Source organism: Williamsia muralis (genome assembly GCF_002735905.1).
GTDB lineage: Bacteria > Actinomycetota > Actinomycetes > Mycobacteriales > Mycobacteriaceae > Williamsia > Williamsia muralis_A.
In genome coordinates, this window is record NZ_PEBD01000010.1 from 44,188 (window position 1) to 70,188 (window position 26,001).

Below are 26,001 nucleotides of genomic sequence, written 5' to 3' on the forward strand. Positions count from 1 at the left end.
GCGTACTGCAGGCAGTGTCGTTACCCGACGCAGGCCCTACATGTTCAGATACCGGGGATTGGCCACCATCAGACGATCCGTGACAGCGGCGCGTGTGGCGGTGACCACGGCCGGATCGTCGGCACCGATCGACCCGGAGCGGATCGCCAGGGCCAACTCGGCCTCGGTGTCGAAGCCGAGGTCGGAGAGGCGAGTCCGCCGACGTTGCTGCTGAACACCCCCGTATGTCAATTCACGCTCGACGATGTCGAGCACATTGGCGGCGACCCGAGCCTGGAATGCGAGAGCCGGGTCGGAGGCGGTCATCACGGACGCGCGGAGGAACTCGGTGACGGCACCGACGAGTTCCGGGGTGGTCGGTCTGCCGTGCAACTCGGTCCACGGCAGTTCGGTCAACTCGGTCGGAGCGGGGTCGGCCGGGTGACCGAGGGCGAGCAACAGGTCGTGCTCCTGCTCGCAGACCCGCCGGCCGATGGCAGCGAGTTCCACCGACCGGACCTCGCCCGACAGGTGTCGCTGCGCCATCTGGGCGCAACCGATACCCCACCATGCCGTGCGGTAGATCTGCCACCAGCGAACCGCGTCCTCATCCGGCCGCGACCCGCTGACCTGCGCATAACCGTCCAGCAGTTCGTCGATGGAACCGAAACCACCGACCTCGGGTTCGGTACCGAAGCGCCAGCACTTGACCAGCAGCCAACCCAGGTCTTCCCTGGGATCGCCGATGTGGGTGAGCTCCCAGTCCAGGACGGCGGCCAGCCCTCCTTCGTCGACGATCAAGTTGCCGTTGCGGAAGTCGCCATGCACCACTGCTTCCCCGACCGGTTCGGGTTGGTGAGCGGCCAGCCACGCCAACGCGATCTCGGTGACGGCCGACGGTGTGTCCAGGTCGAGGTAGAGAGCGCGCAGATGGTCGAGATCCGCAGTCGGGGCACTGCGTAAGGCCGGTACCGAGCCGAGTGGGATGGAATGGATGCGGGCCAGCGTCCGACCGAGCTCGGACGCCATCGAGGTGCGGGCATCGACATAGCGGTTGTCGCGCAGTATTTTCCGTGGAATGGTCTCGCCGTCGATGTGGTCGGCGATCAGGTACGGCGCGCCCAGTGCTGCACCGTCATCGGCGAAATCCACCACCCGAGGTACCGGAACGCCGGCATCGTGCGCAGCCGCGATGGCCTCGGCCTCCCTCGTCATACCCATCGGGCCGTGACCACCCCCGGGTTGACGACGCAAAACCATCCGCTGCACATGCGCGCCGTGGTGCGCCTCGAACGACCACGTCTCACTGTTCGCCCCGGCTGTCAGTCGCTGCAGATGATCGATCCGGACTCGTTGGCCGAGAACAGTTGTCAGTCGTTCGGTGAGGCGCAGCCCGATGTCGTCGATGCCGGGTTCCATCGGATTCACTCCTGCTTGTCGGTCTTGATCTTGCCGGGCCCGGCGAATCCGAACAGGTAGCCGGCCACCTTGCGGATCTGAACCTCTTCGGAGCCTTCGGTGATCCGGTACCGACGGTGGTGCCGATAGATGTGTTCGAACGGCATGTGCCGGGTGTAACCCATCCCCCCGTGCACCTGGATGGCGCGATCGGCGGCGTCGCAGACCAGCCTGTTGGCCCGGTAATTGCACATCGACACCTTGTCGCTGATCTGCATGTGCGGCAATCGGTCCAGCTCCCAGGCCGTCTTGCGGACGAGGCCGCGAACCATCTCGGCCTCGGTGTGCAACTCGACGAGTGGGAACTGGATGGCCTGCCTGCTCGACAGGGGAGCTCCGAACGTGATCCGCTTGCGGGCGTACTCCACACTGCGGTCGATGCAGTACTGGGCCGCACCGACTCCGGAGGCCGCCTGCCGGATCCGATTCTCGTGGACGAACGTCTGTGCGACCGCAAGGCCTTCGCCTTCGACACCGAAGATGGCCGAATTCGGTACCCGCACATCACTGATGGTGACCTCGGCGTGGTCTGTGGGCATGTTGAACGTCCACCACTGGAAATCGACGGAGAAGCCGGGCAGGTCGGTGGGAACGAAGAACGCCGTGATGCCGCGGGCATCGCCGTCCTTGCCCGAGGTGCGCGCGAACACCACATCGTGGGTGGCGTTGTGCATCCCGGAGTTGAACCGTTTGCCGCCGTTGATGACCCAGTCGTCACCATCGCGCCGGGCGGTGGTCTCCATCCACGTGGCGTCGCTCCCGTGATCGGGTTCGGTGAGACCGAAGCCGATGCGGGCTTCCCCGCGGATCATGGGTTCGAGGAACTCCTCACGCTGCTCAGGAGTGCCGAACTGCATCAACATGTGGGCGAACGGGAAGTTCCCGACGATGGACGACTCGTTCTGGAGATCGTTGTGCAGACCCAAACCTTTGTGCGCCAGATGCTCCCGGATGACTGCCATGACGAAGTTCGACCCGTCACGACCACCGACCTCGGCGGGCAACGCATACCGCAACCACCCGGCGTCATCGGCGAGCCGATGCATCTGGCCGAGCAGCTCTTCCCACTCGCGGCGGGGCACCCCACCGCCCTCGAAATCCGTGCGTGCGTACTCGCGCCGATGGTCGAAGAACCGCATGTTGTCGTCGGCTTCTTGCAGAGGCTTGATCTCCGCCTCGATGAACTCGTCGATCTCCCTGAGTGTCTGCGTGATCGATTCGGGCAGGTCGAAATCCACTGAATTGTCCTTGCTGATCGGTGAGCGGGCGGTTACAGGATCGCGATGGGGTTCAACGGGGAACCGACGGCATTGGTGACGTTCAGCGGCGGGGCGGACAAGAAGAACTCGTAGCGGCCCTCGGCAGCACATACCTCGGCGAGGTCGTCGAGCCACCACACCTCGCCCAAGGTGAGTCCGAGGTCGCGGATCAGCCGGATGTGCAGTGGATACAGTCGGTCGCTCGGGTCCTCGGCGGGCTCGACCTCGGTGGCGATGTTGTCCACTGCCACAGCGGCGATCTCTTTGTGGTGGATCCACTCCACGCAGTCGCGTCCGAGCCCGGGCGATCCGGCCGCCCAGAACTCGGATTTGTCTGCGAGCGAATAGAACCAGGGGACATGCCCGGTACGCAGCAGCAAGATGTCGCCGGTGCCCACCGTGACCCCTTGCTCGGTGGCGCAGGCGTCGAGGTCGTCGGGGGTGATCACGACCCCGGGTTCGAGCCGCTCCACGCCCTGCCACCGGGCTAGGTCGAGCAGGACACCGCGGCCGGCGAGGGAGGTCTTCAGCTGGTGGATGGAGTTCCGGCCAGCACCGCCGCCGGACTCGGTGTTCCCGATCCAGTAGCCGTTGTACATGACATCGTCAGAACAGATGTGGGCCAGGCTGTCCCACTGGGTGCTGCCCTGCAGTGGCATGAAGATGTAGTCGTCGGCGCCCTGGATGCGAGGCGCGATCAGCTGGAGCTGTGAGCCGACCGTGAAGTCGGCGCCGGTGTAGCCGAACAGGTGCACCACCCCAGGCCGACTCGGGTGGACCGGGCCGGAAGCGTCCAGCGGAATTGCACAACTGATCGTCTGTCCCGTACGAATCAGCGCCGCAGCGGCTTTGACCATGTCCGGGGTGATGAAGTTGGCGGTTCCGCGCTGATCGTCCTCGCCCCAGCGACCCCAGTTGTTGGGCGCGGAGGTGTTGACGTAACCAACGCGTTTGCCTTGTTCGTCGACGGTGTAGTCCGGCGGGGTCCAGGCCAGTGACCAGTTGCCACCGTCTTGTGTGCGTCCCATGGTGCTCCTGTCGGGTCGTGAGGTGTCTAGGGTTGCGCCAACTGATCGCGCAGTTTGAATTTCTGCACCTTGCCCACGGCGTTGCGGGGCAAGGCATCGACCACCAGGATCTCTGTCGGCTTCTTGTACGACGCGATCAGCGACTTGCAGTGCTCGGAGATCTCTTCCAGGGTGGGCGGGTCTGCGGGGTCCGAGGGAACGATGACTGCCACAGGGGTTTCGACCCATCGGGGGTGAGGCTTGGCCACCACAGCGACCTCGGAGACCTTGCTGTGTGAGTCGATGGCGTCCTCGACCTCGGCGCAGTAGATGTTCTCCCCGCCGGAGTTGACCATGTCCTTGGTCCGATCGACCACCTTGATGTAACCCTCGTCGTCCATCACGCACAGGTCGTCGGAATGAAACCAGCCGCCCCGCATGGCATCTGCGGTGGCATCGGGGTTGCGCCAGTATTCCTTCAAGACGGTGGGGCCGCGGTACACGATCTCACCGACCTCGCCGACCGGCACGTCGTTCATGTCGGGGTCCACCAGACGTACTTCGACATTCATCAGGGGCTTACCCACCGAGCCGTTCTTCCTGAGTGCGTCCTCTCCGCGCAGAATGCAGGTGGCAGAACTCATCTCGGTCTGGCCGAACACGTTGAAGACCGGCACGTCGCCGAAGGCGTCGGACATCGCCTGCAGCACCGAAGGAGGAGCGGCCGAGGCGCCCCAGGCGATCCGTTCGAGCGAGTAGTCGAGGTCTTTGGCCAGTGCGGCCTCGCAGATGGCCTTCCACTGTGTGGGGACGAAGTAGCCGGCGACCACCCCTCGTTCCGACATGGTCTCGAGCGCCTTGACCGGGTCGAAGTTCAGGACGTCGATGAGAATCGATGTGCCACCGACGAAGACGTAGGCGAGCATCCCCGACAATCCGCCGATGTGGAACAGTGGCAAGCCGGACAACCCGACTTCGCCGTCACCGCTCACCCCTTGCTCGAGGCAGACGTTGATGGTGTTCATCAGCAGGTTCATGTGGGTGAGTACCGCACCCTTGGGCTTCCCGGTTGTTCCCGAGGTGTACATGATGAAAGCGGGCTCGTTCTCGTCGATGTCGATGTCCAGCGAGTCGTCGTCGGACTCCAGGAGGGTGTCGTAATCGATTGCCTGCTCGCCATCCTCATGGTCACCACCGCAGACGACAAGGGTGCGCGATCCCGTTGCCTGCGCTGCCCTGGGTGCCAGCAAGTGGTCGGCGAACAACACCGTGGCGTCCGAATCGTCGAGAACGTAGACGATCTCGGCCACCGACAGCCTGAAATTGACCGGCACGACGATCGCGCCGAGCTTCAATGCGGCGAAGTAGGTCTCGATCAGCTCGAGCCGGTTGAGCATCAGCACGGCGACCCGGTCGCCACGTTCGACTCCGAGGGTCTGTAGTCCCCGGGCCAGCCGGTTGGTGCGGGCATCGAGTTCGCGGTAGTTCAGAAAGCGGCCGTTGTACTCGAAGGCCAGGCGGTCGGGAACTTTCCTTGCGTTGCGAGCGAGCTGATCTCCGTGGGACATACGCCGCCCGGGGGCCGCCGCCACCGTCGTGGTCTCGAAAGTGCTCATGCTGCTCCTCGACGTCGAGCTGGTGAACAAGCGTTCAGCGGCACCGTAACCGATGTCGCGATGAGCGCGCAGCCGTTTGCCGGACTGGCGCTGACGCGCTGCTTCGGCGGCCTTTTCGCATGTGATGGTTGCTAGTGTTGCTATCGCCGGGTTGTTGCCGCCGCCAACTTGGTGCTGACTGAACGTTCAGTGGTGGCCTGTTGTCATCGATGCCCGGCCGGGACGGTGGGCGAGAGATCGGCGGTGAAGGGAGCCTGATGACCGAGCGTCCGAGGGGAAACGACCCCCGCTTCACCATTGACCCGCACTTCACCACGGCTGCGGTCCGGCAGGGTGATGACCCCACAGCGCAGGCGATCCTCAGTGCTGCGGTGCAGATGATCGCTGCACGCGGCTACCACGGGACGTCGGTCCGGGACATCGCAGGATTCGCGGGGCTCAGCGCCGGGAGCATCTACAACCATTTCGGGTCGAAACACGATCTGCTGGTGACCATTTTGGTCCGCGGTGGTGAGGCGCTGGTGGAGAGCACCGAGAAGGCGCTGCTCGACGCCCCGGCGAATCCGGCGGACCGGCTCGATGCGATCGTCCGCACGCATGTGGGCGTGCATGCCGAGAACCCACTCGAGAGTTACATCGGGAACTCGGAGCTGCGCAGCCTCGACGCCGTGGCCCTCGAGCGCGTCATCGCGAGTCGTGATGCGCAGCAACGAATCTTCGATCGGGTGGTGGCGGACGGTGTGAAGCGCGGGGTCTTCCTCACCACCAACCCGACCGAGGCGTCCCGATTTGTCGTCACCGCTTGCACTGCGGTGGCGATGTGGTTTCGGCCCACGGGGCCGGCGAGCGAGGAGCAGGTCATCAAGCGATATCAGGCTGTGGCCCGCGACGCGGTGGGCTACCGCCCCTAAGCCGACAACTGAACGCCGCCCGGGGTCAGCTGTACTTGGTCGCCAGGTATCGAGAGAACGTCTCGCGGCCGAAAGGTGTTCCGGGAACCAGGTTCTCGCCGTCCCTGAACGCCCCGAAGGTCTTTCCCGGAAGCCGCACCGGGAGGTCGGGGCGACGACGACCCGTCACGCGTTTCCACTCGGCCAACAGTTCGCGCGCCGTCCGCTGCTCCGGTCCGCCGATGTCATCGACGCGTCCCATCGGATCGCCGGCCGCCAGGTCCACCAGCCGGGCTGCGACCTCATCGGTTGCGATGGGCTGAAAACTGATCGACGGACACAGCAGAACCGGCGAGAAACGCTGGGCCAGGAACATCTGCTCGACGAACGGATGGAACTGGGTGGCCCGCTGGATTGTCAGTGGGACCGGACCGGCGGCGGCGATCGCCTCGATCTCGAGTCGCTGACGGTAGAAGCCGAAGGGAATCTTGTCGATGCCGACGATCGACAGCAGAACGATGTGTTCGACGTGCGCCTCGGCCGCCGCACTCACGAGATTCCGCGCGACCTCGATGTCATCGCCCCCGTTGGTGGTGGCCAGGTGGATGACGGTGTCGACCCCGTCCATGGCCTCGGCGATGCCGACGCCGGTTTTGAGATCGCCGGCGACCATGCCGTCGCCCGCGCGCCGGCTGAGCGCTCTCACGTCGTGCCCCGCTTGCCGCAGTCGGTTGGTGGTGGGGACACCGATCCGGCCGGTTGCTCCGGTGACCAGATAAGTCGTCATGCTCAAGCCCTTCGTCGTGGTGATCCTCTCGCATCAAAGACCGGCAGCCACCGGCGAATGTGACAAGCTCATGCGGGCAGAAGGGCCGCGAGCGTTCACCAGCAGAGAAACGGCCTGGCACGAAAGGGTGACGTCATATGGTGCAGGAAGCGGGACTGGCCGAGTTCGAGCAGGTCAGACCTCGTTTGTTCGGGATCGCCTACCGGATGATGGGTACGGCATCGGACGCCGATGATGTGGTGCAAGACACATGGTTGCGGTGGTCTCGAACCGATCGATCGACTGTCCGCGACCCGGGGGCATTCCTGGCGACCACAGCGACCCGATTGGCCATCAACGCCCTGACGTCCGCGAGGGCGACCCGGGAAACCTACGTCGGACCGTGGCTGCCCGAACCCGTATCGACCGCCGACGATCCCGCACTCGGCGCCGAACGAGCAGAGGCGCTCGAGATGGCCGTCGTGCGCTTACTCGAACGTCTGGCTCCCAAGGAGCGCGCGGCGTACGTCCTGCGTGAAGCGTTCGACTACCCGTATCGCGACATCGCCGAGCTGCTCGACACCAGCGAGGCCAATGCCCGACAACTCGTGCGCCGGGCCCGCGACCACATCGCCGTCGAGAGGGCGGTACCGGCGGACCCGGACCAGCAGGCGCAGATCCTGGGCGCATTCCTCACCGCTGCGCAGTCGGGGGATCTGGCCGCACTCGAGTCGGTGCTCACCGCGCAGGTGACGGCGGTCAGCGACGGAGGCGGTCTGGTCAGCGCAGCGCGGGTACCCATCATCGGTCGCGTCAAGGTGGCGAGGTTCGTCCTCGGGACACTCGAGAAGTTCTCCGCCGGCGCCTACTCGACGCTGGTGGAGGTCAACGGGTCACCGGCTGTGCTCACGATTCGGGATGGCCGACCCGACACCGTGTTGTCGTTCGACATCGGGGCCGACGGGATCAACACGCTGCTGTTCGTCAGGAACCCCGGCAAGCTGCACGCGGTCGCTGCGTTGTCGTCGTCGATATCCCCCGACGAGGCTGTCAGGTGGTGACCGTCTGGCGACGTCGGGTGAGCACCATGCGTGCCGCGCGCCAGCCGAGCAGGAAGACACCGAGCACGATGGTCGCCACGATGATGAAACTGAGCGCCACACCCTGATGGAACTGCTGGCGCAGGATCATGCCGATGGCCACGGCGCCGACCCACACCAGGACTCCGTCCGGGAACACGCGCTCGGGGTGGAACGGGTAGTCGAAGCCGTGATCGGCGCGCATGTGCGCATACAGGTAGGCGAGCGACCATCCGATCGCGGCGCCCAGGGCAAAGGGCCAGGTGGTGCTGAACAATCCGTGAAGCGACAGGCCTTCGGCATGGTTCATCCGACCGATGAAAGCGAAGACCAGCACCGCGAAGAAGTCTGCTGAGGCGGTGAACAATCGGCGCATAGAGGCCACCGTAGCGTTTTGCCGAGCGGCTCAGCGAACCGAATCGGGGGAATCGGGCTTGTCGTCGGACGGATGGACGACAGGCGGGTCGGGGTCAGAAGTGCCCAGGTTGCGGTCCGTCGACGTGCTGTCCTGGAGCTGGGCGTCGACCTCTTTCTCCATCAGATCGACGTTCTCTTCATCGCGATAGGTGCCCCGGAACATAACGAAGATCACCACCCAGCCGATCAGGGCGACCAGCAGGTAGCTGACCATCCGGTAGACCAGCACCGCGGTCACAGACTCCGCGGCGCCCATGCCGGCGGAGGTCAACGCGGGAACCAGCACGCCGTCCACCACCCCGAGTCCACCCGGGAGAAGGGGGATGGCGGTCCCGACCGCCTTGCTCGCCGCGTAGGCGACCATCAGACCGGCAATGCTCGGCTGTCCGCCGACGGCGTAACAGGCGAATGCCAGACACGCGACGTCGGCGACCCAGTTGAACAGCGACCAGCCGAAGGCGATCGAGGTGTCCTTGGGTTTGAGTTGCACCGCACGCAGTTGCACCAGGATTTCGCGCCATCGGACCACCCCGTGGTCTGCGGCTTTGTCGCGCAGATGATTGATCCACCGCAGGATCGAGACACCGATTCCCTCGATCGACTCCGGATGCCGGGCGATGTACTGGGCCACGAGAGCGAACGCGATGAAGCCGCTGATCGAGAAGATGATGGAGAACGGGCTCGTCTTGGCGCCGGCAAGCAGGGCGCCGCCCAGCCCGAGAACCGCCAGGCCCACCCCCATGAGCAGTCCCGACATCACAACCTGCCAGGAGGCCACGACAGGCGTGGCTCCCCACTTGCGGGTCTGGCGGTAGGTGAAGGCCGGGGCCATCACCTGACCCCCGGGCATGGTCTGACTCAACGAATTGGCGGCAAGGATCACTGAAAGCGATTGCCACTGCTTGATCTTGAGGCCTGCGGACCGCAGGAGTGCTCGTTGGACCTGCGCGAAGCTGTCCATCGACAACATGGAGGCGAGGATGCAGAGCACCACCCATTCCCACTCGATGTCATCGATGTGGACCCAGGTTTCCTTCAGTTTCGGCCACACCAGGTAGGCCTCAACGGCCAGTACCAACAGGACGAGGGCGAGAACCACCCAACGCACCCACCAGAACCGGCGGCGGGCCCCGCGCGTCGCCGTCATGTCCAGCACCTTATCGGGCGGGTGTGCCACGGTTCGGAAATGGTCGGCCAGACGGTGTACTGCCGACGACTTCAGTTGCCCGCGTAGACGGTGTTTCGGGTCTAGTGTTGCCCGGATGAGCGATGGAAAGACCCAGGACAGCGGTGTGCTCGATCGTCATCAGGTACATCCGGTCGTCCGGGCTGCTGCGGAGTGGGCTTGGCGCCTGTTGGTCATCGGTGCCGCCATCTACGCCCTGATGTGGGTGATCAAGTCTTTCGAAGAGGTCTTCGTCCCGATCGGGCTCGCAATCCTGGGCACCGCGCTGCTTGTTCCGGTGGTGGACTGGCTCAACAGGAGGGGGATACCGCGGTCCTTGGCGGTGGTGGGAACCCTCATCGTCGGGATCGGCGCCATCGCCGGGATTCTGACCTTTGTGGTGCAGCAGTTCATCGACGGTGTGCCCCAACTGACCGACGAGGTCACCAAAACGATTGACGACAGCCGAGGTTGGCTCGTCGACGGACCACTGAACTTGAGCCAGGACCAGATCGACCACCTCGGCGACGACGCGATCAAGGTCCTGCAGGACAATGAGGACAAGGTCACCTCCGGCGCGCTGGCCACCGCCACCACGGTGAGCGAGATCGTCACCGGCGCACTGCTGATGCTGTTCCTGATCATCTTCTTCCTCTACGGCGGCGGCCAGATATGGCGTTTTCTCACCCTCGCCATCCCGCAGGCATCACGGGAAAAGGTCTGGGAGGCAGGGCAACGCGGGTTCGGCTCACTGGTCGGCTATGTTCGGGCGACCGTGGTGGTGGCGGCGGTAGACGCGATCGGGATCGGCGTCGGCCTGGCTATCCTGCAGGTGCCCTTGGCATTACCGCTGGCCTCGTTGGTCTTCATCGGTGCGTTCATTCCCATCGTCGGCGCGTTGGTGACCGGCAGTCTGGCGGTGCTGGTCGCGTTGGTCACCCAGGGCTGGGTCGCCGCTGCGATCTCGCTCGCGATTGTCGTCGCGGTCATGCAGGTGGAAAGTCATGTGCTGCAACCATTCCTGCTCGGGCGGTCGGTTCGCCTGCACCCCGTCGCCGTAGTGCTCGGTATCGCGGCCGGCCTGGTGACGGCAGGGATCATCGGTGGGCTCCTCGCCGTGCCGATCATCGCCTTCCTCAACACGGCGGTACGGACGTTGCAGGAGCGGACGGCAGAGGCGCATGGTGTTGCTGCGGCGCGGGAGGCCGCATTGCGAAAACACGGCGATGCCGAGCGTATGTATGAGGCCGAGCCCGATGGCCCACTGTGGGACCAGAAGGATGCTCCCGGTGTCCGCGGCGATGTGGTCGACGAGTCGCCGGTGCCCGGCACGTCCGGTGGTCGTGGCGACCCCGAAACCGGTGGGACAGCGGGCAGTACCGCCGATTCGAGCTGAGTTCGGTGATGACGTACCGTCCTGGGCGGCTCGAATCCCTCACCCGGCGTGACGCCACCACCGACGACGCCGACCCGGTGGCGCCGATGTGGCGGGCGGCGCAGGTTTTTCGCCTCTTGAGCTACATCTACGCCTTGGGTTTCCAGCTCGCCGTGTTCGGGGACTACGAGCGCGTCGCCTGGAGCTGGTTCCTCTTCGCGATCCTGACCTTCTGGACCGGTGTGAGCACCATCCTCTATCTCAAGGGCACCGGCCGCCGATGGCTCTGGGTGGGGATCGAGCTGGTGGTGGTGTGTGCGCTGATCGTCGCCACGAGGTTCATCGCCTCTGCCGACTGGGCGGCGTCGAACCAGTCGTTTCCGACCACGCTGTGGGCGACCAACGCGGTGGTGTCCGCGGCCATCCTCGGCGGACCCCTGATCGGCGCAGCCTTCGGGCTGGCGGTGCGGGTCGCCAGCGCGGTGGCCAAAGGGGGCTACGACCTCAACGTCGGGCGGGACGCGACCGTGGTCGTCCTGCTGGCCGTGGGAGTGGGGGTGGGTCTGGCATCGGTGACCGCCCGCCGCAATCACGTCCGGATCGAACAGGCCATGCGCGTGGCAGCCGCCGCCGACGAGCGCGCCAGACTGAGCCGCCAGGTACACGACGGCGTACTCCAGGTGCTCGCGCTGATCAGTCGGCGCGGGGCCGAGATCGGCGGCGAGACAGCTCAATTGGCGGAGCTCGCCGGCCGGCAGGAGCGATCGCTGCGCCGCCTGATCGCCGACATCGAACCGGCCTTGGTCCCCGGTGAGCCTGCGGAGATCGATCTACGTATGTTGCTCCGGCCCCATGCGAGCGACCTGGTCACCATCAGCGAGCCGGGCGAGCCGGTACCGGTGGATCACCGGCTTGCCGTGGAGTTGGAGGCCGCCGTGGTCAACGCCCTCGACAATGTTCGCCTGCACGCAGGCCCCGGTGTGCGCGCCTACGTGCTCGTCGAGGATCTCGGTGAACAGGTTGTGGTGAGTATCCGCGACGACGGACGAGGCATCGCCGAGGGCCGGCTGTCGCAGGCTGTCGCGGAGGGGCGGATGGGTGTGTCGGAGTCGATCGTGGCGCGGATCCAAGCGCTCGGGGGCACGGCCCGGCTCGACACCGCACCGGGGGAGGGAACCGAATGGGAACTCGAAGTGTCCAAACGGATGGCAGACGGGAACGCGAGCCGGTCCGCAGACGATCAACGGAGGGGTTCTGCTCATGCCTGATGTGTTGCGGGTGATGGTGGTGGACGACCACCCGATGTGGCGAGACGGGGTGGCGCGTGACCTCTCCGACGCAGGATTCGAGGTGGTGGCCACCGCGGACAGCGTGGATTCGGCTGCCCGGCGCGGGGAGGCCGTTCGCCCGGATGTGGTGCTGATGGACATGCAGCTGCCCGACGGCAACGGCGCTCAGGCCACGGTGCGTCTCATCGAGGCGTCACCAGCCACGCGGGTTCTTGTGCTGTCGGCGTCCGATGAACGCGACGACGTCCTCGAAGCGGTCAAGGCCGGAGCCAGCGGGTATCTGGTCAAGAGCGCGTCGAAGGAAGAACTGTTGTCGGCGGTGCGGGCGACAGCCGCCGGCCAGGCAGTCTTCACCCCTGGGCTGGCCGGCCTGGTCCTGGGCGAGTACCGGCGAATAGCACGAGACCCAGACCGCGGCGTTGACGCACCTGCTCTCACCGACCGTGAGACAGAGGTGCTCCGATACGTCGCGAAGGGTCTCAGCGCCAAGCAGATTGCGTCGAAACTGTCGCTCAGCCACCGCACGGTGGAAAACCATGTGCAGGCGACGCTGCGCAAACTGCAGTTGGGCAACCGGGTCGAGCTGACGCGCTACGCCATCGAGAACGGTCTGGACACAGAACCCGGCTGACCTCAGAGTTGGTGTGTCCGAGCCGTCACCGTTTGACGCGGTAGCGCAGGTGGGCCACTCCGGGAGCCTCCAGGACGCGCTCGAGTTCGAGCTGGGGGGTCCCGGCGTCGAAACCGTCGAACAGCCGCTCACCCGAACCCAGGATGACGGGGCTCACCTGTAGGTCGATCTCATCGACGAGGCCCGCCTGAATCGCCTGCCGGGCACACGAAGCACCGCCCGCGATGCTGATGGGGCGTCCATCGGCGACTGCCACGGCCTGCGCGTACGCGGACTCGATGCCGTCGGTGACGAAGTGGAAGGTTGTGCCCTCGAGGGCGATCGGATCATGGGCGTGGTGGGTGAGGACGAACACCGGGCAGTGGTAGGGCGGCTCATCGCCCCACCATCCGGTCCAGTCCGAATCGCCCCAGTCGCCCCGAACCGGCCCGAACATGTTGCGCCCCATGATGGTGGCGCCCATCCCGTCCATCATCTCGGAAACGATCTGCTTGTTCACGGGATGGTCGCTGGCGGGCCCGATGTGCCAGCCGTGCAGCAGCTGACCGCCGACACCCAACGGATGTTCTTCACTCTGATCCGGGCCGGCGACATAGCCGTCCGCCGACATGGACATGGACAGGTTGGTGCGCGGCATGAGTGGTCCTTCTGGTTTCAGGAGCTGACGTGAAGTCAGACTCGTGTGGGCGACAGAACTCATCGGCAAGGTACCGCGACACCTTCCCCGGGCGGTGCCTTCTCGGGCCGCGACTTCTGGCCGGGGTGGTCGCCGGGTCGTGGTAAGTCCCTATGAGTAATGAGTAGAGTTACTCATCCGCCGGGGCGGGGCGTTCGCGACCATCGGTACATGACCGAACCGAATCAGGCCGTCATCAGCCGGCTCTCCGCTGACTTCAACTCGTTGTCGGGTCAATTCGCCCGGGTATCAAGCGAATTACTCGAGCTGGGCAGCGTTCTGGCCCGTTCGTCGCTGGCCGAGCCCACTCACCGTCCAGCCGCAGAGGCGGCTGCTGCACCTGAGGCCGGTGTCCCGGAGGCCGCTGTGCAGTCGCACACCCAGCCCTCACCCAACCCGCAACCACCCCGTGGCGCCCAGACGCCTCGACCGCCCCAGTACCCACTGCCGGGCATGCCAGCCGGCTCGTACGTACCCGGCCGTGCGCAGCAGGTTCCGCCGCAGCAGGTTCCCCCGCAGTATCCGTCGTGGATGATGCCGCAACCCCCGACAACCCTGATGCAACCGACCGCGCAGTTCCAGAATCCCGGAGGAACTCGCCCGGCATCCCAAGGTCCGGCGCCCCAAGGTCCCGCAGCCCAAAGTCCCGCAGCCCACAGTGCCGCAGCCCAGCATCCCGGAGGCCAGAACCTCGCGGCTGCGACGGCGGCGCACTATCGAAGCGCTCTACAAAACCCTGCCGGTCCGCCGCCACCGGCGACGCCGTCGCTCTGGCAACGAATGACCGCTGACCCGGGCGGGGGACTGATCGGGAAGATCCTTGCCGTTGCCGGTGTCGCAGTCACGTTGATCGGTGTGGTGATGATGCTGGTGCTCGCCGCTCAGGCGGGAATCCTGCGCCCGGAGATCCGGGTGGGTGCCGGTGCCGGGCTGGCTGTCGCTCTGGTGGTCATCGCGATGAGGATGTCTACCCGGTCCGGTGGCCGTGTCGGTGCCATCGCGCTGTCGGCAACGGGAATCGCGGCGGCATACCTCGACGTGGTGGCGGTGACACGTTTCTACGACTGGCTCCCGGACTACGGGGGACTGTTGCTGGCCGCCGCGGTCACCTTCGGTGGGCTGCTGCTGGCCCGGCGCTGGGATTCGCAACATCTGGGGCTGCTGGTGCTCATCCCGGTGTTCATCCTCGCCCCGGTGCTCACCGACGGTGCATCACTTCTGCTCATCGGTTTCATGCTCGCGATGTCGATCGCTGCCTTCCCCGTCCAGCTCGGCAAGGACTGGCCGTTGCTGCACGCGGCACGGGTTGTCGCGAGCACATCGGTTCTCACCCTTTGGATCTGCACGATCGCATGGGATGGCGGAAGTCATCTCGCTCTCACCGCCGTGGCGGTCGCTGTGAACGCGGTGTTCGGCGTGGCGTCGTCAGCAGTGTTGTTGCGCACCACTGCCCTTCCCCATCTGGGTGCTCTCCTGGGCTGCGTCACGGTGATCCCCGTGCTGCTGTCCCCGATCGCCTTGAGCAGGCCCGTTTCTGCGGGTCTCATCGCCGGAGCGTCGTTGGCGCTGCTGGCCCTGGCGACGCTAGACCGCACGTTGCCGGTGGTGTCGCGGCACATCTACGCAAGCACGTCGGCTGCCGCAGCGGTCATCGCCGTCGTGGTCGCGTTCGAGGGCCCGGTGGTTGCCCCCGTACTGCTGGCGATGTCAATGGTGGTTGCCGTCGGTGCACGCCGAGACCACGTGGCGCGTTTGATCGCTGTGGTGATCGGGTTGATCGGCGGTATGGCCTTCCTCGTGATCTGCACGCCGGCCGATGTGGTGGAGGCGCCGACAATTGATGGGGGACAGGCCATCTCGGTGATCGTGGGCAGCGTGCTCCTGATCGCCGCCGTGTGGACCAACTTCTGGGCCTGGTACCGGTCGAGCAGTACCCGCCCGTCCGCGGACAATGTTCAGGCCTTCGGCATTCTGTCGGCGCTCATCTCTCTGTATGCGCTCACTGCGCTGACCGTCACCGCAGGCGTCGCGCTCGGCGGACCCGACGGCGGATTCCTCGGTGGCCACGTCGCCGCGACGATCTGCTGGATGGTGGTCGCGGCCACCCTCTTGATCGTCTCGGTCTCGATTGCACGGGGGCACAAGAGTTTCGGTGGACTCAGCCGGAACATGGCCGTCGGCGCGGGGCTCGGCTTGACCGCCGCCGCCGTGGCGAAGCTGTTCCTGTTCGATCTGGCGACCCTGGACGGTATCTTCCGGGTCACCGTGTTCATCGTGGTCGGATTGATCCTGCTCGCAGTGGGTGCCGGCTATGCCCGGGCACTAGGGCAGGGAGCCGCTGAACCCGGCCGACCCGACAGCGAACCCGCGCCCGCCCGGCACTGATCAGAAGCCGGGCGCAGCAACGCGCACAAAAGGGTGACCGTCACCGAACCGGTGGCGGTCACCCTTCGTATGGGCAGGTCAGTTGTCTGACTCGGAGCCGGACGCGGGACCGGGGCCATCGGTGCGGCGGCGCAACAGATCTCGCACGCTGATCTGGCCGTCGCCGGCACCGCGGACGCGTCGGCGCCCGCTCGAGGAGTCGTCCTCATCCGGTGCCGATGCCGGTGCCGATGGCGCCGGCCGTGGCGACGGCGGTGTCGGTGCCGGCGCGGGGTTCTGCGGACGTTGCGCCTGCTCGGGGTTGAGCGAGGCGATCAACGGCTGACCAGCCGGGGTTGCCGGGCCCAGGTCGGGCCGCCGGCGCAGTGGGCTGCTCGGGTCGCCGTCGGATCGGCCCGCGCGCTCTTGCCGGCCCGCGGGCACGCCGCGCGGACTCGACACCGGTGGACCACTGGGCCGCGGTTCGGCCGGGCGAGGGTCCTGTTGCGGTCCGATGCGGTCGGAACGGATCGGCTGCGGACGCGGTGGTCGGCCGGGTTGGCGATGCTGCTCAGAGCCGTTCTCGGAAGGCCCGGGGGTGCCGTTCGCAGGAACGGGGTCACCCAGGCGGATTCCGCCGGCGCCGAGACTCCAACCGCCGGTGTCCGGACGGTTGCGGCGGGCGTTCTCGCGATTGGGTGTGCGCGGCGCAACCGGGTCCGAATCAGGGGCCGGCCTGCTCGGTGCCCGGCGGACGGCGCCGCCCACCGGGGGTTCGCTGGGTCGACCTGGCTGCTGGGGCTGCCCTGGCCGGGCCGGGTCAGGCCTGCGGACCTGGCCGATGCGCCCATTGGTGTCGGCCGGCCTGGAACCGGCATCCGACGTGCTGTCGGTCCACGACGGCGGCTTGCGAACGCCACCCATCGCCGGAACCGGTGTGGCGCGTGGCTGCGGTTCGGAATCCTGCTGTGGCACAGCCCGATCAGGCTTCGGACGGGGAATGGGGCCGGAAGGCCTCGGAGCCGGGGGACGTCCGATCGGACCGGAGGGGCGCGCTAAGGGGGCACCAGCTGGAACCGGTCGACGACCGTCCGTGGCGGGTTGCATCCGCATCGCCGACGTGGGTGCCTCGGCGACCACGGTGCCGGCGCTGCGGGTCCCGCGGACAGCTCGCGCCGCACGACCCGGGTCGTTCTCGTCGTCGAGGATGGTCTCGCCCAGACCGATCTTCTCCTGGATCGCCTTCATCCATTGCGGGGCCCACCAGCAGTCGTCGCCGAGCAGCTTCATGATGGCCGGCACCAGCAGCATGCGGATGATGGTGGCATCGAGGATCAGTGCGGCGATCATGCCGTACGCGATGTACTTCATCATCACGATCTCCGAGAGCCCGAACGCACCGGTGACCACCACCAGGATGGCCGCGGCCGCGGTGATGATCCGTCCGGTGTGCGCGGTGCCGCGGCGGATCGCGTCGGTGGTGCTCGCGCCCTTCTGCCGTTCCTCGACCATCCGGGAGAGCAGGAACACCTCGTAGTCGGTGGACAGGCCGTAGATGATGGCGATGATCAGGACCAGGACCGCAGACATCAGCGGGCCCGGCGTGAAGTTGGCGATCGACGACCCGTGACCGTCGATGAAGATCCAGGTCAAGATGCCCAGGGTCGACCCGAGTCCCAGCGCCGAGACGAGTGCCGCCTTGATGGGCAACACCACCGAGCCGAATGCCAGGAACATCAGCAGGCTCGTCACCAGGATCAGCAGCGCGACCATCAGGGGTAGGTCGTCGAGGAGCGCGTTGATCGAATCCTGCGTCAGGGCAGGTGTTCCCGCGACGTACATGTTGAGGCCCTGCGTGTCGATGTCACGCAATTCCTTGACAGCTTCACCTGCGGTGTTCTGGTCGATGAGACCGGCAGCCAACTCGACGACGTTGCCCTCGGCCTGTGCGCCGTCGAGGGTGAACTCCTTGGTGAAACCGGGGATCTTGTTGGCTTCGTCGGCGATGGTCTGCAGCTTGGCCGCGTCGTCGCTGCTCTCCGGGTTGTACTCGATGACGAGCTTGATCTCTTCGGTGCGCTCGGTCGGGAAGAACTTGTCGAAGTTCTGCTGCGCGATGCGGTTGTCGTTGTTCGGCGGCAGGTACTTCTCGGTGATGCCACCGAACTGGATGTTGGCGAACGGGATGACCAACGCGAGGAGCAAGAGAACGACCGGGATCGCGGTCTTGAGCGGGTGGCGCATCACCCAGCCGGCAAGGCGGCCCCAGAAACTGTCCTCGACCTCTTTCTTGGTCTTGGTACGGCGCAGGAACGAGAAGCCCCACATGTCGATGCGTGGGCCGAGGATGGCCAGGATCGCCGCGAGCACGGTGATTGAGCAGATGGCGGCGAGACTGACCGACGCGATCGCGCCGTAGGCGACCGATTTGAGGAAGCCCTGGGGGAACAGCAAGAGGCACGCAAGCGCGGCGACAATGATGGTCGCCGAGAACACCACGGTCTGGCCGGCCGTCATGACGGTCCGGCGCACCGCGTCCTTGGTGGTGTATCCCTCGGCCAGCTCCTCGCGGAAACGGCTGACGATGAACAATCCGTAGTCGATGGCGATACCCAGCCCGATGAGTGTCACCACCGATTGGGCGAAAATGTTGAGTTCGGTGACGTGGGTGAGCAGCTTCATGATGCCCAGCGAGCCTGCGATGGTCAGGCCACCGATCACCACGGGCAGACAGGCAGCGATGACACCGCCGAAGATGAAGAACAACATGACGGCGACCAACGGCAGCGCGATGATCTCGGCGCGCTTGATGTCTTCGTCCATCCCCGCCGACATCGCGCCGGCCACGGGCTGCAGCCCGGCCATCTCGATGGTCGTGCCGGGTAGGTCGTACTTTTCCGGGAGGTCGTCGAAGAAGGACTCGATCTTCTTGTAGTTGTTCAAGATGGTGGTGTCGTCGTCACCTCGGACACCGATGCTGACGAACCCGTGTTCGCGTGAGGCGTCGAAGAGCCGTGCCTGCACCTGCGCCTGGGTGGCCTTGTCGAAGTCGTTCGCGGCCGGTTTGAACGGGTCCACAATGCCGGGGTCGGTGCGGTCCACAACGTCACCGTGCTGTGCGATCAGGTCTTCGACGATTCGCTCGACCTTGGTGGCGAACGCGGGGTCATCGACCTTGGTGCCCGCCGGCGGCGTCACCAGCATGATGACGTCCGACTTGTGGTCGCGGCCGAGCACCTCGTCACGCAGCTGCGAGCCCTCGACCGAGGGGGAGCCCGGATCGAACCATCCGGACTGACTCAGATGCTTGTTGAGGTCGAGCCCGTAGAGGCCGAGCCCGGCCATCAGGGCAACCATGACCGCGATGACCACAAAGCGCAGCCGGTACACGAAGTTGCCTATGGCACCAAACACCGCAGGTTCCTTTCCGTACTTGCTAGTTCGTCACTCGCTGGTTGAGAGTGGTCGCGCGGGGGACGTCCGTGACGTCGCCGATCGTGCGTCGATGTCACAGCTCGCTCGTCGCTCTCAGGTGGGGCGGCCGGACAGCAGTGCCGACAACGGCCGGAACGGAGCCAGCCACGCGCCTTCTTCGGGCAACGAGTCCAGACTGATCCGGGGCAGGGGCTCCCGGAACACACCTGGAATGTCTTCTAGATCTACAAACTCCAAACTCTCCGACGTCAGTGCCCACGCTGCGTGCTCGCGGAATCCGAGCACCTGCACCGGGACCCCATCGGCGGCGACGTCCTCCAGAAGCTCCCGGAAGGCCTGCCCGTCCGCCGAGGCGACGATCAGACCCGCCAGCCCCACAGTGTGCCTGCGCATCTCGATGTGGTCGAGCATGTCCGAATCCACGTCGCTGTCTTCGTCCACTTTGGGCTTGGCGAAAACAGCGAAACCAACATTACGCAACGCCTCGACCCAGGGGCGCACGACTTCGGCCGTACCAGGGGCGATGTTGGTGAAGACGGTCGCCTCGGGGACCGCGGCGAAGCTCCTGCGGGAACCTGCGGCGCCGTCGACCGACGGCGTGGTGGACGCTGAGATGTCGGCTGTGCGGCCCAGCAGCCAGCGCCCGAGGGCGTCGAACCTGGGCCGGTGAGCTGCGGTGGGCCTGCCGCCGAGGATCGACCCGAGACCCATGTCGAGGTTCGGCGCGTCCCAGATCAGCAGCACCCTGGCTTCCTGGCTGGCCCCCGAGATGGTGTGGGCGACCGAGTTGTCGGGTGCGCTGACGGGCTCGTCCGAATTGGATGCAGGACTCATCGCGGAACCCTTGTGAGAACGAACTCAGTGACCGGGCGGCCTTCGCGTTCGGCGCGTCCCTCGAACTTCGTGACCGGCCGGGCCGTGGAGAACGGCACGGCGGTCTCGGCCGGCACCAGCAGGGACTGACTGCCGAGCACCTCCGCGATCGAGTGGGCGTAGTCGGCATGGTCGGTGGCGATGTGCAGCGCACCGTTGTCCCGCAGCACCTCGGCGATCAGCTCGATGGTGCCCGGTTGCAGCAGACGCCGCTTGTGGTGCCGAGCTTTGGGCCATGGATCGGGGAAGAACACCCGGACGCCGGTCAGCGAGGCGGGCGCGATCATGTGTCCCAGCACGATCACGGCGTCGCCTCGGATGACCCGGATGTTGGTGAGGTTCTCCCGGCCGATCATCCCGAGGAGTTGTGCGATCCCTGGCCGGTAGACGTCGACGGCGATCACGTCGATGTCGGGCTCCTCGGCCGCCATCGCGGCGGTCGAGGTGCCCGTTCCGCAGCCGATCTCGAGGATCAGGGGCGCGTCACGTCCGAACCAGGCCTCGGCATCGATCCGGTCGTTCTCGCTGACCTCTCGACCCACCGAAGGCCACAGCCGCTCCCAGTTGTCCTGCTGAGCGGGCGTGAGACTGCCGCGGCGCGACCGGAAGCTGGTCACCCGAGGGTAGAGACGCGCGCGTTCACGGCGGGCCGCGTCGATCTCGGCCTTGTCCTCAGGAGCCGACCGCTCGTCCGGCGCCGGCAACACACTGCGTTGGGCCTTCGGGTTTGGGCTAGTCACCCGGCCATAGTCCCGCATTACTCACCGATGTGACAGCAGGGGTTTACCAAACCGCGATCAAGCCGTGTTGCGGCGAGGCGGAACCGGGCACCGCAATCGTGCGTCTGACCAGGTGGCAAGGCTCTTCGGGGGAGGAATCACATGTATCGGCACGATGATGGGCCGGCCGACTCTCGGATCGGCGAGTTGATGGACCGACTGCACGCTCTGTGCGACCACCTGCCGGGGGCCGTCGCGTTGCGCCGCGCGGTCGACGATCTGCAGGGTCCGCTCCGGGTGGCCGTCGTGGGCCGATTCGGTACCGGCCGCGACACCGTGGCCCGTGCGCTGAGGCAGTCCTACGATGTCAGCCCGATCGGACCGGGCGACGATGCGGACGACGCCGATGCATGGCTCCACGTGCTCTCGGGCTGGCCCCGGCCGGACGACGTCGCCGCGATCGAGGACCTCGATCCCCGTCGAAGCCTGGTGCTTCTCGGAAAAGCGGACTCGCTGGGGTCATGGCCGGCCGCACGTGATCGCGCAGCGCAATGCGCTGCATCGTTGGGCAGGGCGGTGGTGCCTTTGATGCCGTTGCTGGCGGTACCGGATCTGCGGATGGACGACGTCGACTTCATGGCCGCCATGGCCGCGGCAGGTGAACAGGTGCCGCCGATGCAGGCCGAGTTCCTCGACGCGGGCGGGCTGCACCAGCGCCTGCAACGGCTGTCGTTGCTGCGCAGGCTCGATGCGTACGGCATCGCCAGTGCGCTGGCTCTGCTGAACGGCGGACCCCTGACCGCCGAGGAACTCGCCGCCCGGCTCCACCAGCGCAGTGGACTCGACGCGCTGGCCGACCCGTTGACGGAGTTCGCGTCCCTTGCCGAGCACAGACGTGTCGGACGGGTGGTCGATGAACTCGAGATCATCGCGGCCCAGGGAATCCTGCGGGACGAGATCGAACACATCCTGTCCGGGTCCATGCTGTCGGGAGCGCTGACATGACCACGACCGCGGACCTGCGTGAGATGCGGGCCGTGGTGGCCGGTGTCTCGGCGCTGACCGGATCGTCTATCGGCCAGGTCGATTCGGACGTGGTGATGGTGGCGGGGCTCGGTCGCGTCGGAGTCACCTCGATCGCCGCGGCGTTGGATGCCACAGGCATCCAGGCCTCCGAGTGGTCCGGGCCGGATCAGGTGGATCGGCTGGACGGTGATGTCCACGGAAGCGGCGGCGTCGCGGCCATCGCCCTGCTGATCGTGGATCCCTCATCAGGAGTGGGGGAACCGGAGGTCGAGCTGCTGCGAGCCCTGACCGCCACCGCGCCGATCGTTGCCCTGGTCTGCAACAAGATCGATGCCTTCTGGGATTGGCCCACGTTGCTCAAGGCCAACCGACAGCTACTCGATCCACACGGGCGACTCCCGATCTTCGCCGTGTCGGCCGCGGCCGCGCTCGCCGGTCATCACTCCGGCTCAGGATTCGAGGCGCTGACAGGCTGGCTGCGCGAGCAGATCCATCCCGCCGATCGGCGCGAACGGTTGGCGACCGTGGCCGCTGATCGCACTCTCGAAGCGTTTGTCGAGGACCTGGCCACTGTCGACCACGGCTCGGACCCCGCCGCTGCATTGCTGGACGAGCGGGCAGCGCTCGCCGGCACCCGCGACCGCGGTCGGATGGACCGGTTGGCTGCACTGCGCGCCGGTGCCGGCCAGATCCGCGGTGACGTGACGGGTGCACTCAACTCGACGACACGAACCATCGACGCGGGGGCGACAGCAGCTGCCGCACGACTGAACCGTTCCGGGGAAACGTCGTTCGTGCAGTGGCTCGCGGCCGTGCTGACAGAGCTCCGCACCGGCATCCTCCACCGGCTCGACGACGAGCTCGACGGCCTGCAGGCACGCACGATGCTCGGGCTCGAGGACTCGGCCCCCGCGGCGCCGGCCCGTTCCTGCGAGACGGTGACCGTTCCCGCCCTGCCAGGGCCGCGCCGGGGCGCCGAGGAGGCGTTGCTCGTGGTGTTCGGGGCCTCGGCAGGTCTGGGTCTCGGCCGTCTGGTGGTCACCCCGATGGCGTCGGTCGACACGTTGCAGTGGATCTCGATGCCGCTGACGCTTGTCCTCGGCGTGGTGATCGCGGTGGGGATGGTCCGGATACGTCGGCTGTCGACCCGACGGGCGGCTATGGCGACGTGGGCCCACGACGCGGTCGGTGATGTGCGGTCACAGATCGAGCGGGAGATAGTTCGGCAGGTCTCCAGTGCCGAGTCGGTCATCGGCGGCAGACTCACCCGCCACTACGAGAGGCGGTCGCAAGGGGCGGTCGCCCGGATCGCCGAAGTGGACCGCGAGATCAGGCGGGTGCGGCAGGCGGCGGTCGGTCGTCGCGACGGCGACCTCGCGAAACTTGCAGCTGCGGGCGAGGTACGGGATCGACTCGACCCACTCCTCGAGTCGATCGGACACTGATTCGACTCGACTTCTCTCACTCGGCCCTCGGTGGGCGGAACCGTGCCGACGTGTTCTGCGTCCAACCCACCGGGATACTTTTCTTCGAGGGGCGGGTGGGTGCACGTTATGGACAACGACTTCCTTGCCGGATGCGGCGACGACCAGAATGAGCCGGTGTTCGTCCATCCGGCCTCGGCGCCGCCCATCGACGGCGACTACGACAACCTCTGGATCGTCGAGAACGACAGGGTCTGGGATCTGGGGCCCGCCGACATCGACACCGACGCCGACGGGGTCGCTGATTCGCTCACGAGGCCAGGACCAGCTGGTTTGACCGTCTACACCGATAGTGATCGTGACGGTCAGGTGGATCTGATCACAGAGGTGCGTGGCGACGGCGGTTACAGCTCGCATCGGCTGGACCCGGCGACCGGGGAATGGACAGCCACCGACGCCGGTCGTCTCCGGTAGTTCGGCTGGTCAGCGCGTTGATGGGCCGACTACAATGTTCGTCACTCACACGGTGAGATGTGCCCTGATACACGCCCCGATTGATGCCAGCGGGTACGCCCGAAGTAATCTGAATAAAAGGCCGCCACGGAGGGGCTGACCGGCGCAGACGATGAGCCCATGCGGTTCCTGTGCCCGTCGGTCACCGGTAGGAGAGATGAACATGACTTCAGCAACCATTCCTGGTTTGGATCCCGACAGCGCGCCGACGTCGCACGCCGAACTGTTGGCCTGGGTGCGAGAAGTCGCAGAACTCACCGAACCGGAGCGGGTTGTCTGGTCTGACGGTTCCGACGACGAGTGGGATCGCCTCACCACCCAGCTCGTCGCCGCCGGGACCATGACCAAGCTGGACGAGAAGAAGAAGCCCAACTCGTTCCTGGCCAACTCCGACCCCGCCGACGTCGCACGCGTGGAATCGCGCACCTACATCTGCTCGAAGAACGAGATCGACGCCGGTCCCACGAACAACTGGGTCGATCCGACCGAGATGCGCGCGACGATGACCGAGCTCTACCGCGGCAGCATGCGCGGCCGCACCATGTATGTCATCCCGTTCTGCATGGGACCGCTCGGCTCCGACGACCCCAAGCTGGGTGTCGAGATCACCGACTCCGAATACGTCGTGCTGTCGATGCGTGTGATGACCCGGGTCGGCCCCGAGGTCGTCGCGGCACTGGGCGAGGACCGCTTCTTCGTCAAGGCGTTGCACTCACTGGGTGCCCCACTCGAGGCCGGCCAGGAAGACGTGCCGTGGCCGTGCAACGAGACCAAGTACATCACCCACTTCCCGGAAGACCGCGAGATCTGGTCGTACGGCTCGGGTTACGGCGGTAACGCCCTCCTGGGCAAGAAGTGCTACTCGCTGCGCATCGCGTCGGCCATGGCCCACGACGAGGGCTGGCTCGCAGAGCACATGCTGATCCTCAAGCTGATCAGCCCGGAGGACAAGGCGTACTACATCGCCGCTGCGTTCCCGAGCGCCTGTGGCAAGACCAACCTCGCGATGATCCAGCCCACCATCCCCGGGTGGCGTGCCGAGACCCTCGGTGACGACATCGCCTGGATGCGGTTCGGCGAAGACGGCCGCCTGTACGCGGTCAACCCCGAGTTCGGCTTCTTCGGTGTCGCGCCCGGTACCAACTACAGCTCCAACCCCAACGCCATGAAGACCATGGAGGCGGGCAACACCATCTACACCAACGTCGCGCTCACCGACGACAAGGATGTCTGGTGGGAGGGCCTCGAAGGCGACCCCCAGCACCTCATCGACTGGCGCGGGAACGACTGGACCCCGGACTCGGACACGCAGGCGGCGCACCCGAACTCGCGGTACTGCACCCCGATGAGCCAGTGCCCGATCATGGCGCCCGAGTGGGATGACCCGCAGGGTGTGCCGATCTCGGCGATCCTGTTCGGTGGCCGGCGCAAGACCACCATCCCGTTGGTGACCGAGGCCCGCAACTGGCAGCACGGCGTGTTCATGGGCGCCACCGTCGGCTCGGAGCAGACCGCAGCAGCCGAGGGCACCGTCGGCGCCATCCGCCGCGACCCCATGGCGATGCTGCCGTTCCTCGGCTACAACGTCGGCGACTACCTCAACCACTGGATCGACCTCGGCAAGAACGCCGACGAGTCCAAGTTGCCGAAGGTGTTCTACGTCAACTGGTTCCGTCGCGGCGACGACAAGCGCTTCCTGTGGCCAGGATTCGGTGAGAACAGCCGCGTGCTCAAGTGGATCGTCGAACGCATCGAGGGCAAGACCAGCGGTGTGGAGACCCCCATCGGCATCGTGGCAACGCCCGAAGCGCTGGACCTCGACGGCTTGGACGTCTCCGAGGCCGACGTCGCCGAAGCGCTCGCGGTGAACCCCGAGGAGTGGCGCGGCGAGATCCCGTCCATCGAGGAGTGGTTCGACTTCGTCGGCGAGAAGCTGCCGTCGGGCATCCGGGACGAGTTCGAGGCGCTCAAGCATCGGCTCGGCGCCGATTCTTGATCCTTCAAGTCACTTCTGAACGCGCGCAGGCGAGGCCGCGCCGG

21 protein-coding genes are annotated in these 26,001 nt (G+C 66.2%); 10 read left to right on the forward strand and 11 right to left on the reverse strand.

The window, feature by feature from the left end:
- Window positions 1-36 precede the first annotated feature (36 nt).
- The 4 genes from CSW57_RS14130 to CSW57_RS14145 are packed head-to-tail and all read right to left on the reverse strand — an operon-like array spanning window position 37 to window position 5,319.
- Window positions 37-1,398 (reverse strand): phosphotransferase family protein, encoded by a 1,362-nt coding sequence (locus CSW57_RS14130; RefSeq protein WP_099383429.1) that lies wholly within the window; start codon window positions 1,396-1,398, stop codon window positions 37-39.
- Between the two features lie 5 nt (window positions 1,399-1,403).
- Window positions 1,404-2,675: an acyl-CoA dehydrogenase family protein gene (locus CSW57_RS14135; protein ID WP_099383430.1), complete on the reverse strand. Its 1,272-nt coding sequence runs from the start codon at window positions 2,673-2,675 to the stop codon at window positions 1,404-1,406.
- A 32-nt stretch (window positions 2,676-2,707) separates the two neighbouring features.
- The gene (locus CSW57_RS14140; RefSeq protein ID WP_099383431.1) at window positions 2,708-3,724 is read right to left on the reverse strand and encodes a cyclase family protein; all 1,017 of its coding nucleotides are present in this window, start codon (window positions 3,722-3,724) and stop codon (window positions 2,708-2,710) included.
- A 26-nt stretch (window positions 3,725-3,750) separates the two neighbouring features.
- Window positions 3,751-5,319 (reverse strand): AMP-binding protein, encoded by a 1,569-nt coding sequence (locus tag CSW57_RS14145; RefSeq protein WP_099383432.1) that lies wholly within the window; start codon window positions 5,317-5,319, stop codon window positions 3,751-3,753.
- A gap of 257 nt (window positions 5,320-5,576) precedes the next feature.
- On the opposite strand from CSW57_RS14145, the gene CSW57_RS14150 reads away from it, so the two are divergent.
- On the forward strand, window positions 5,577-6,230 hold the full coding sequence (locus CSW57_RS14150; protein WP_099384461.1) for a TetR/AcrR family transcriptional regulator: 654 nt from the start codon (window positions 5,577-5,579) through the stop codon (window positions 6,228-6,230).
- 25 nt (window positions 6,231-6,255) lie between these two features.
- Here CSW57_RS14150 and CSW57_RS14155 read toward each other — a convergent pair whose 3' ends face one another.
- Entirely contained in the window at window positions 6,256-6,996 is a 741-nt protein-coding gene (locus CSW57_RS14155; protein WP_099383433.1) for an SDR family oxidoreductase, read from the reverse strand.
- A 137-nt stretch (window positions 6,997-7,133) separates the two neighbouring features.
- On the opposite strand from CSW57_RS14155, the gene CSW57_RS14160 reads away from it, so the two are divergent.
- Window positions 7,134-8,036 carry an RNA polymerase sigma-70 factor gene (locus CSW57_RS14160; protein WP_099383434.1) on the forward strand — a complete coding sequence of 301 codons (903 nt, stop codon included), beginning with the start codon at window positions 7,134-7,136 and terminating at the stop codon, window positions 8,034-8,036.
- Here the strand turns inward: CSW57_RS14160 and CSW57_RS14165 are convergent.
- Complete coding sequence (locus tag CSW57_RS14165; RefSeq protein WP_099383435.1) at window positions 8,026-8,430, reverse strand: DUF3054 domain-containing protein; 405 nt, start codon at window positions 8,428-8,430, stop codon at window positions 8,026-8,028. The genes CSW57_RS14160 and CSW57_RS14165 overlap by 11 nt on opposite strands.
- Before the next feature lie 30 nt (window positions 8,431-8,460).
- Window positions 8,461-9,618: a lysylphosphatidylglycerol synthase transmembrane domain-containing protein gene (locus CSW57_RS14170; RefSeq protein WP_099384462.1), complete on the reverse strand. Its 1,158-nt coding sequence runs from the start codon at window positions 9,616-9,618 to the stop codon at window positions 8,461-8,463.
- Window positions 9,619-9,733: 115 nt separating this feature from the next.
- Between CSW57_RS14170 and CSW57_RS14175 the strand changes: the two genes are divergently transcribed.
- From CSW57_RS14175 to CSW57_RS14185, 3 genes are read left to right on the forward strand one after another with little or no spacing between them, the layout of a single operon-like run.
- Window positions 9,734-11,032, forward strand: coding sequence for an AI-2E family transporter (locus tag CSW57_RS14175; protein WP_099383436.1), 1,299 nt, complete (start codon window positions 9,734-9,736; stop codon window positions 11,030-11,032).
- Window positions 11,033-11,040: 8 nt separating this feature from the next.
- Window positions 11,041-12,279, forward strand: coding sequence for a MacS family sensor histidine kinase (gene macS, locus CSW57_RS14180; protein WP_099383437.1), 1,239 nt, complete (start codon window positions 11,041-11,043; stop codon window positions 12,277-12,279).
- Window positions 12,272-12,931 (forward strand): response regulator, encoded by a 660-nt coding sequence (locus tag CSW57_RS14185; RefSeq protein WP_099383438.1) that lies wholly within the window; start codon window positions 12,272-12,274, stop codon window positions 12,929-12,931. Before macS ends, CSW57_RS14185 begins: the two co-directional genes overlap by 8 nt.
- Before the next feature lie 25 nt (window positions 12,932-12,956).
- Here the strand turns inward: CSW57_RS14185 and CSW57_RS14190 are convergent, their stop codons facing one another.
- Complete coding sequence (locus CSW57_RS14190; protein WP_099383439.1) at window positions 12,957-13,568, reverse strand: dihydrofolate reductase family protein; 612 nt, start codon at window positions 13,566-13,568, stop codon at window positions 12,957-12,959.
- A 210-nt stretch (window positions 13,569-13,778) separates the two neighbouring features.
- Between CSW57_RS14190 and CSW57_RS14195 the strand changes: the two genes are divergently transcribed.
- Window positions 13,779-15,992, forward strand: a complete 2,214-nt coding sequence (locus tag CSW57_RS14195) for a DUF2339 domain-containing protein (protein WP_099383440.1) — start codon at window positions 13,779-13,781, stop codon at window positions 15,990-15,992.
- Window positions 15,993-16,070: 78 nt separating this feature from the next.
- On the opposite strand, the gene CSW57_RS14200 is transcribed toward CSW57_RS14195, so the two are convergent.
- The 3 genes from CSW57_RS14200 to trmB all read right to left on the reverse strand — a co-directional run bounded on the left by CSW57_RS14200 (window position 16,071) and on the right by trmB (window position 21,037).
- Window positions 16,071-19,385 carry an MMPL family transporter gene (locus CSW57_RS14200; protein WP_099383441.1) on the reverse strand — a complete coding sequence of 1,105 codons (3,315 nt, stop codon included), beginning with the start codon at window positions 19,383-19,385 and terminating at the stop codon, window positions 16,071-16,073.
- A gap of 114 nt (window positions 19,386-19,499) precedes the next feature.
- A complete protein-coding gene (locus CSW57_RS14205) occupies window positions 19,500-20,240 on the reverse strand; it encodes an NYN domain-containing protein (protein ID WP_099383442.1) in 741 nt (246 codons plus the stop codon).
- Window positions 20,237-21,037, reverse strand: a complete 801-nt coding sequence (gene trmB, locus CSW57_RS14210; RefSeq protein ID WP_099383443.1) for a tRNA (guanosine(46)-N7)-methyltransferase TrmB — start codon at window positions 21,035-21,037, stop codon at window positions 20,237-20,239. Before trmB ends, CSW57_RS14205 begins: the two co-directional genes overlap by 4 nt.
- A gap of 123 nt (window positions 21,038-21,160) precedes the next feature.
- Between trmB and CSW57_RS14215 the strand changes: the two genes are divergently transcribed.
- The 4 genes from CSW57_RS14215 to CSW57_RS14230 all read left to right on the forward strand — a co-directional run bounded on the left by CSW57_RS14215 (window position 21,161) and on the right by CSW57_RS14230 (window position 25,957).
- Window positions 21,161-22,003, forward strand: a complete 843-nt coding sequence (locus CSW57_RS14215) for a hypothetical protein (RefSeq protein ID WP_099383444.1) — start codon at window positions 21,161-21,163, stop codon at window positions 22,001-22,003.
- Window positions 22,000-23,469 carry a hypothetical protein gene (locus tag CSW57_RS14220; protein ID WP_099383445.1) on the forward strand — a complete coding sequence of 490 codons (1,470 nt, stop codon included), beginning with the start codon at window positions 22,000-22,002 and terminating at the stop codon, window positions 23,467-23,469. The genes CSW57_RS14215 and CSW57_RS14220 overlap by 4 nt, the downstream gene beginning before the upstream one ends.
- 108 nt (window positions 23,470-23,577) lie before the next feature.
- On the forward strand, window positions 23,578-23,922 hold the full coding sequence (locus CSW57_RS14225; protein WP_099383446.1) for a DUF6802 family protein: 345 nt from the start codon (window positions 23,578-23,580) through the stop codon (window positions 23,920-23,922).
- A gap of 202 nt (window positions 23,923-24,124) precedes the next feature.
- Window positions 24,125-25,957 carry a phosphoenolpyruvate carboxykinase (GTP) gene (locus tag CSW57_RS14230; RefSeq protein WP_099384463.1) on the forward strand — a complete coding sequence of 611 codons (1,833 nt, stop codon included), beginning with the start codon at window positions 24,125-24,127 and terminating at the stop codon, window positions 25,955-25,957.
- Window positions 25,958-26,001 lie beyond the last annotated feature (44 nt).

Bases quoted from the DNA above. Each gene is read 5' to 3' on its own strand.
- CSW57_RS14130 (WP_099383429.1), bottom strand. From the start codon at position 1,398: ATGGAACCCGGCATCGACGACATCGGGCTGCGCCTCACCGAACGACTG.
- CSW57_RS14140 (WP_099383431.1), bottom strand. From the start codon at position 3,724: ATGGGACGCACACAAGACGGTGGCAACTGGTCACTGGCCTGGACCCCG.
- CSW57_RS14145 (WP_099383432.1), bottom strand. From the start codon at position 5,319: ATGAGCACTTTCGAGACCACGACGGTGGCGGCGGCCCCCGGGCGGCGT.
- CSW57_RS14150 (WP_099384461.1), top strand. From the start codon at position 5,577: ATGACCGAGCGTCCGAGGGGAAACGACCCCCGCTTCACCATTGACCCG.
- CSW57_RS14155 (WP_099383433.1), bottom strand. From the start codon at position 6,996: ATGACGACTTATCTGGTCACCGGAGCAACCGGCCGGATCGGTGTCCCC.
- CSW57_RS14160 (WP_099383434.1), top strand. From the start codon at position 7,134: ATGGTGCAGGAAGCGGGACTGGCCGAGTTCGAGCAGGTCAGACCTCGT.
- CSW57_RS14165 (WP_099383435.1), bottom strand. From the start codon at position 8,430: ATGCGCCGATTGTTCACCGCCTCAGCAGACTTCTTCGCGGTGCTGGTC.
- CSW57_RS14170 (WP_099384462.1), bottom strand. From the start codon at position 9,618: ATGACGGCGACGCGCGGGGCCCGCCGCCGGTTCTGGTGGGTGCGTTGG.
- CSW57_RS14175 (WP_099383436.1), top strand. From the start codon at position 9,734: ATGAGCGATGGAAAGACCCAGGACAGCGGTGTGCTCGATCGTCATCAG.
- macS (WP_099383437.1), top strand. From the start codon at position 11,041: ATGACGTACCGTCCTGGGCGGCTCGAATCCCTCACCCGGCGTGACGCC.
- CSW57_RS14185 (WP_099383438.1), top strand. From the start codon at position 12,272: ATGCCTGATGTGTTGCGGGTGATGGTGGTGGACGACCACCCGATGTGG.
- CSW57_RS14190 (WP_099383439.1), bottom strand. From the start codon at position 13,568: ATGCCGCGCACCAACCTGTCCATGTCCATGTCGGCGGACGGCTATGTC.
- CSW57_RS14195 (WP_099383440.1), top strand. From the start codon at position 13,779: ATGACCGAACCGAATCAGGCCGTCATCAGCCGGCTCTCCGCTGACTTC.
- CSW57_RS14205 (WP_099383442.1), bottom strand. From the start codon at position 20,240: ATGAGTCCTGCATCCAATTCGGACGAGCCCGTCAGCGCACCCGACAAC.
- trmB (WP_099383443.1), bottom strand. From the start codon at position 21,037: ATGCGGGACTATGGCCGGGTGACTAGCCCAAACCCGAAGGCCCAACGC.
- CSW57_RS14215 (WP_099383444.1), top strand. From the start codon at position 21,161: ATGTATCGGCACGATGATGGGCCGGCCGACTCTCGGATCGGCGAGTTG.
- CSW57_RS14220 (WP_099383445.1), top strand. From the start codon at position 22,000: ATGACCACGACCGCGGACCTGCGTGAGATGCGGGCCGTGGTGGCCGGT.
- CSW57_RS14225 (WP_099383446.1), top strand. From the start codon at position 23,578: ATGGACAACGACTTCCTTGCCGGATGCGGCGACGACCAGAATGAGCCG.
- CSW57_RS14230 (WP_099384463.1), top strand. From the start codon at position 24,125: ATGACTTCAGCAACCATTCCTGGTTTGGATCCCGACAGCGCGCCGACG.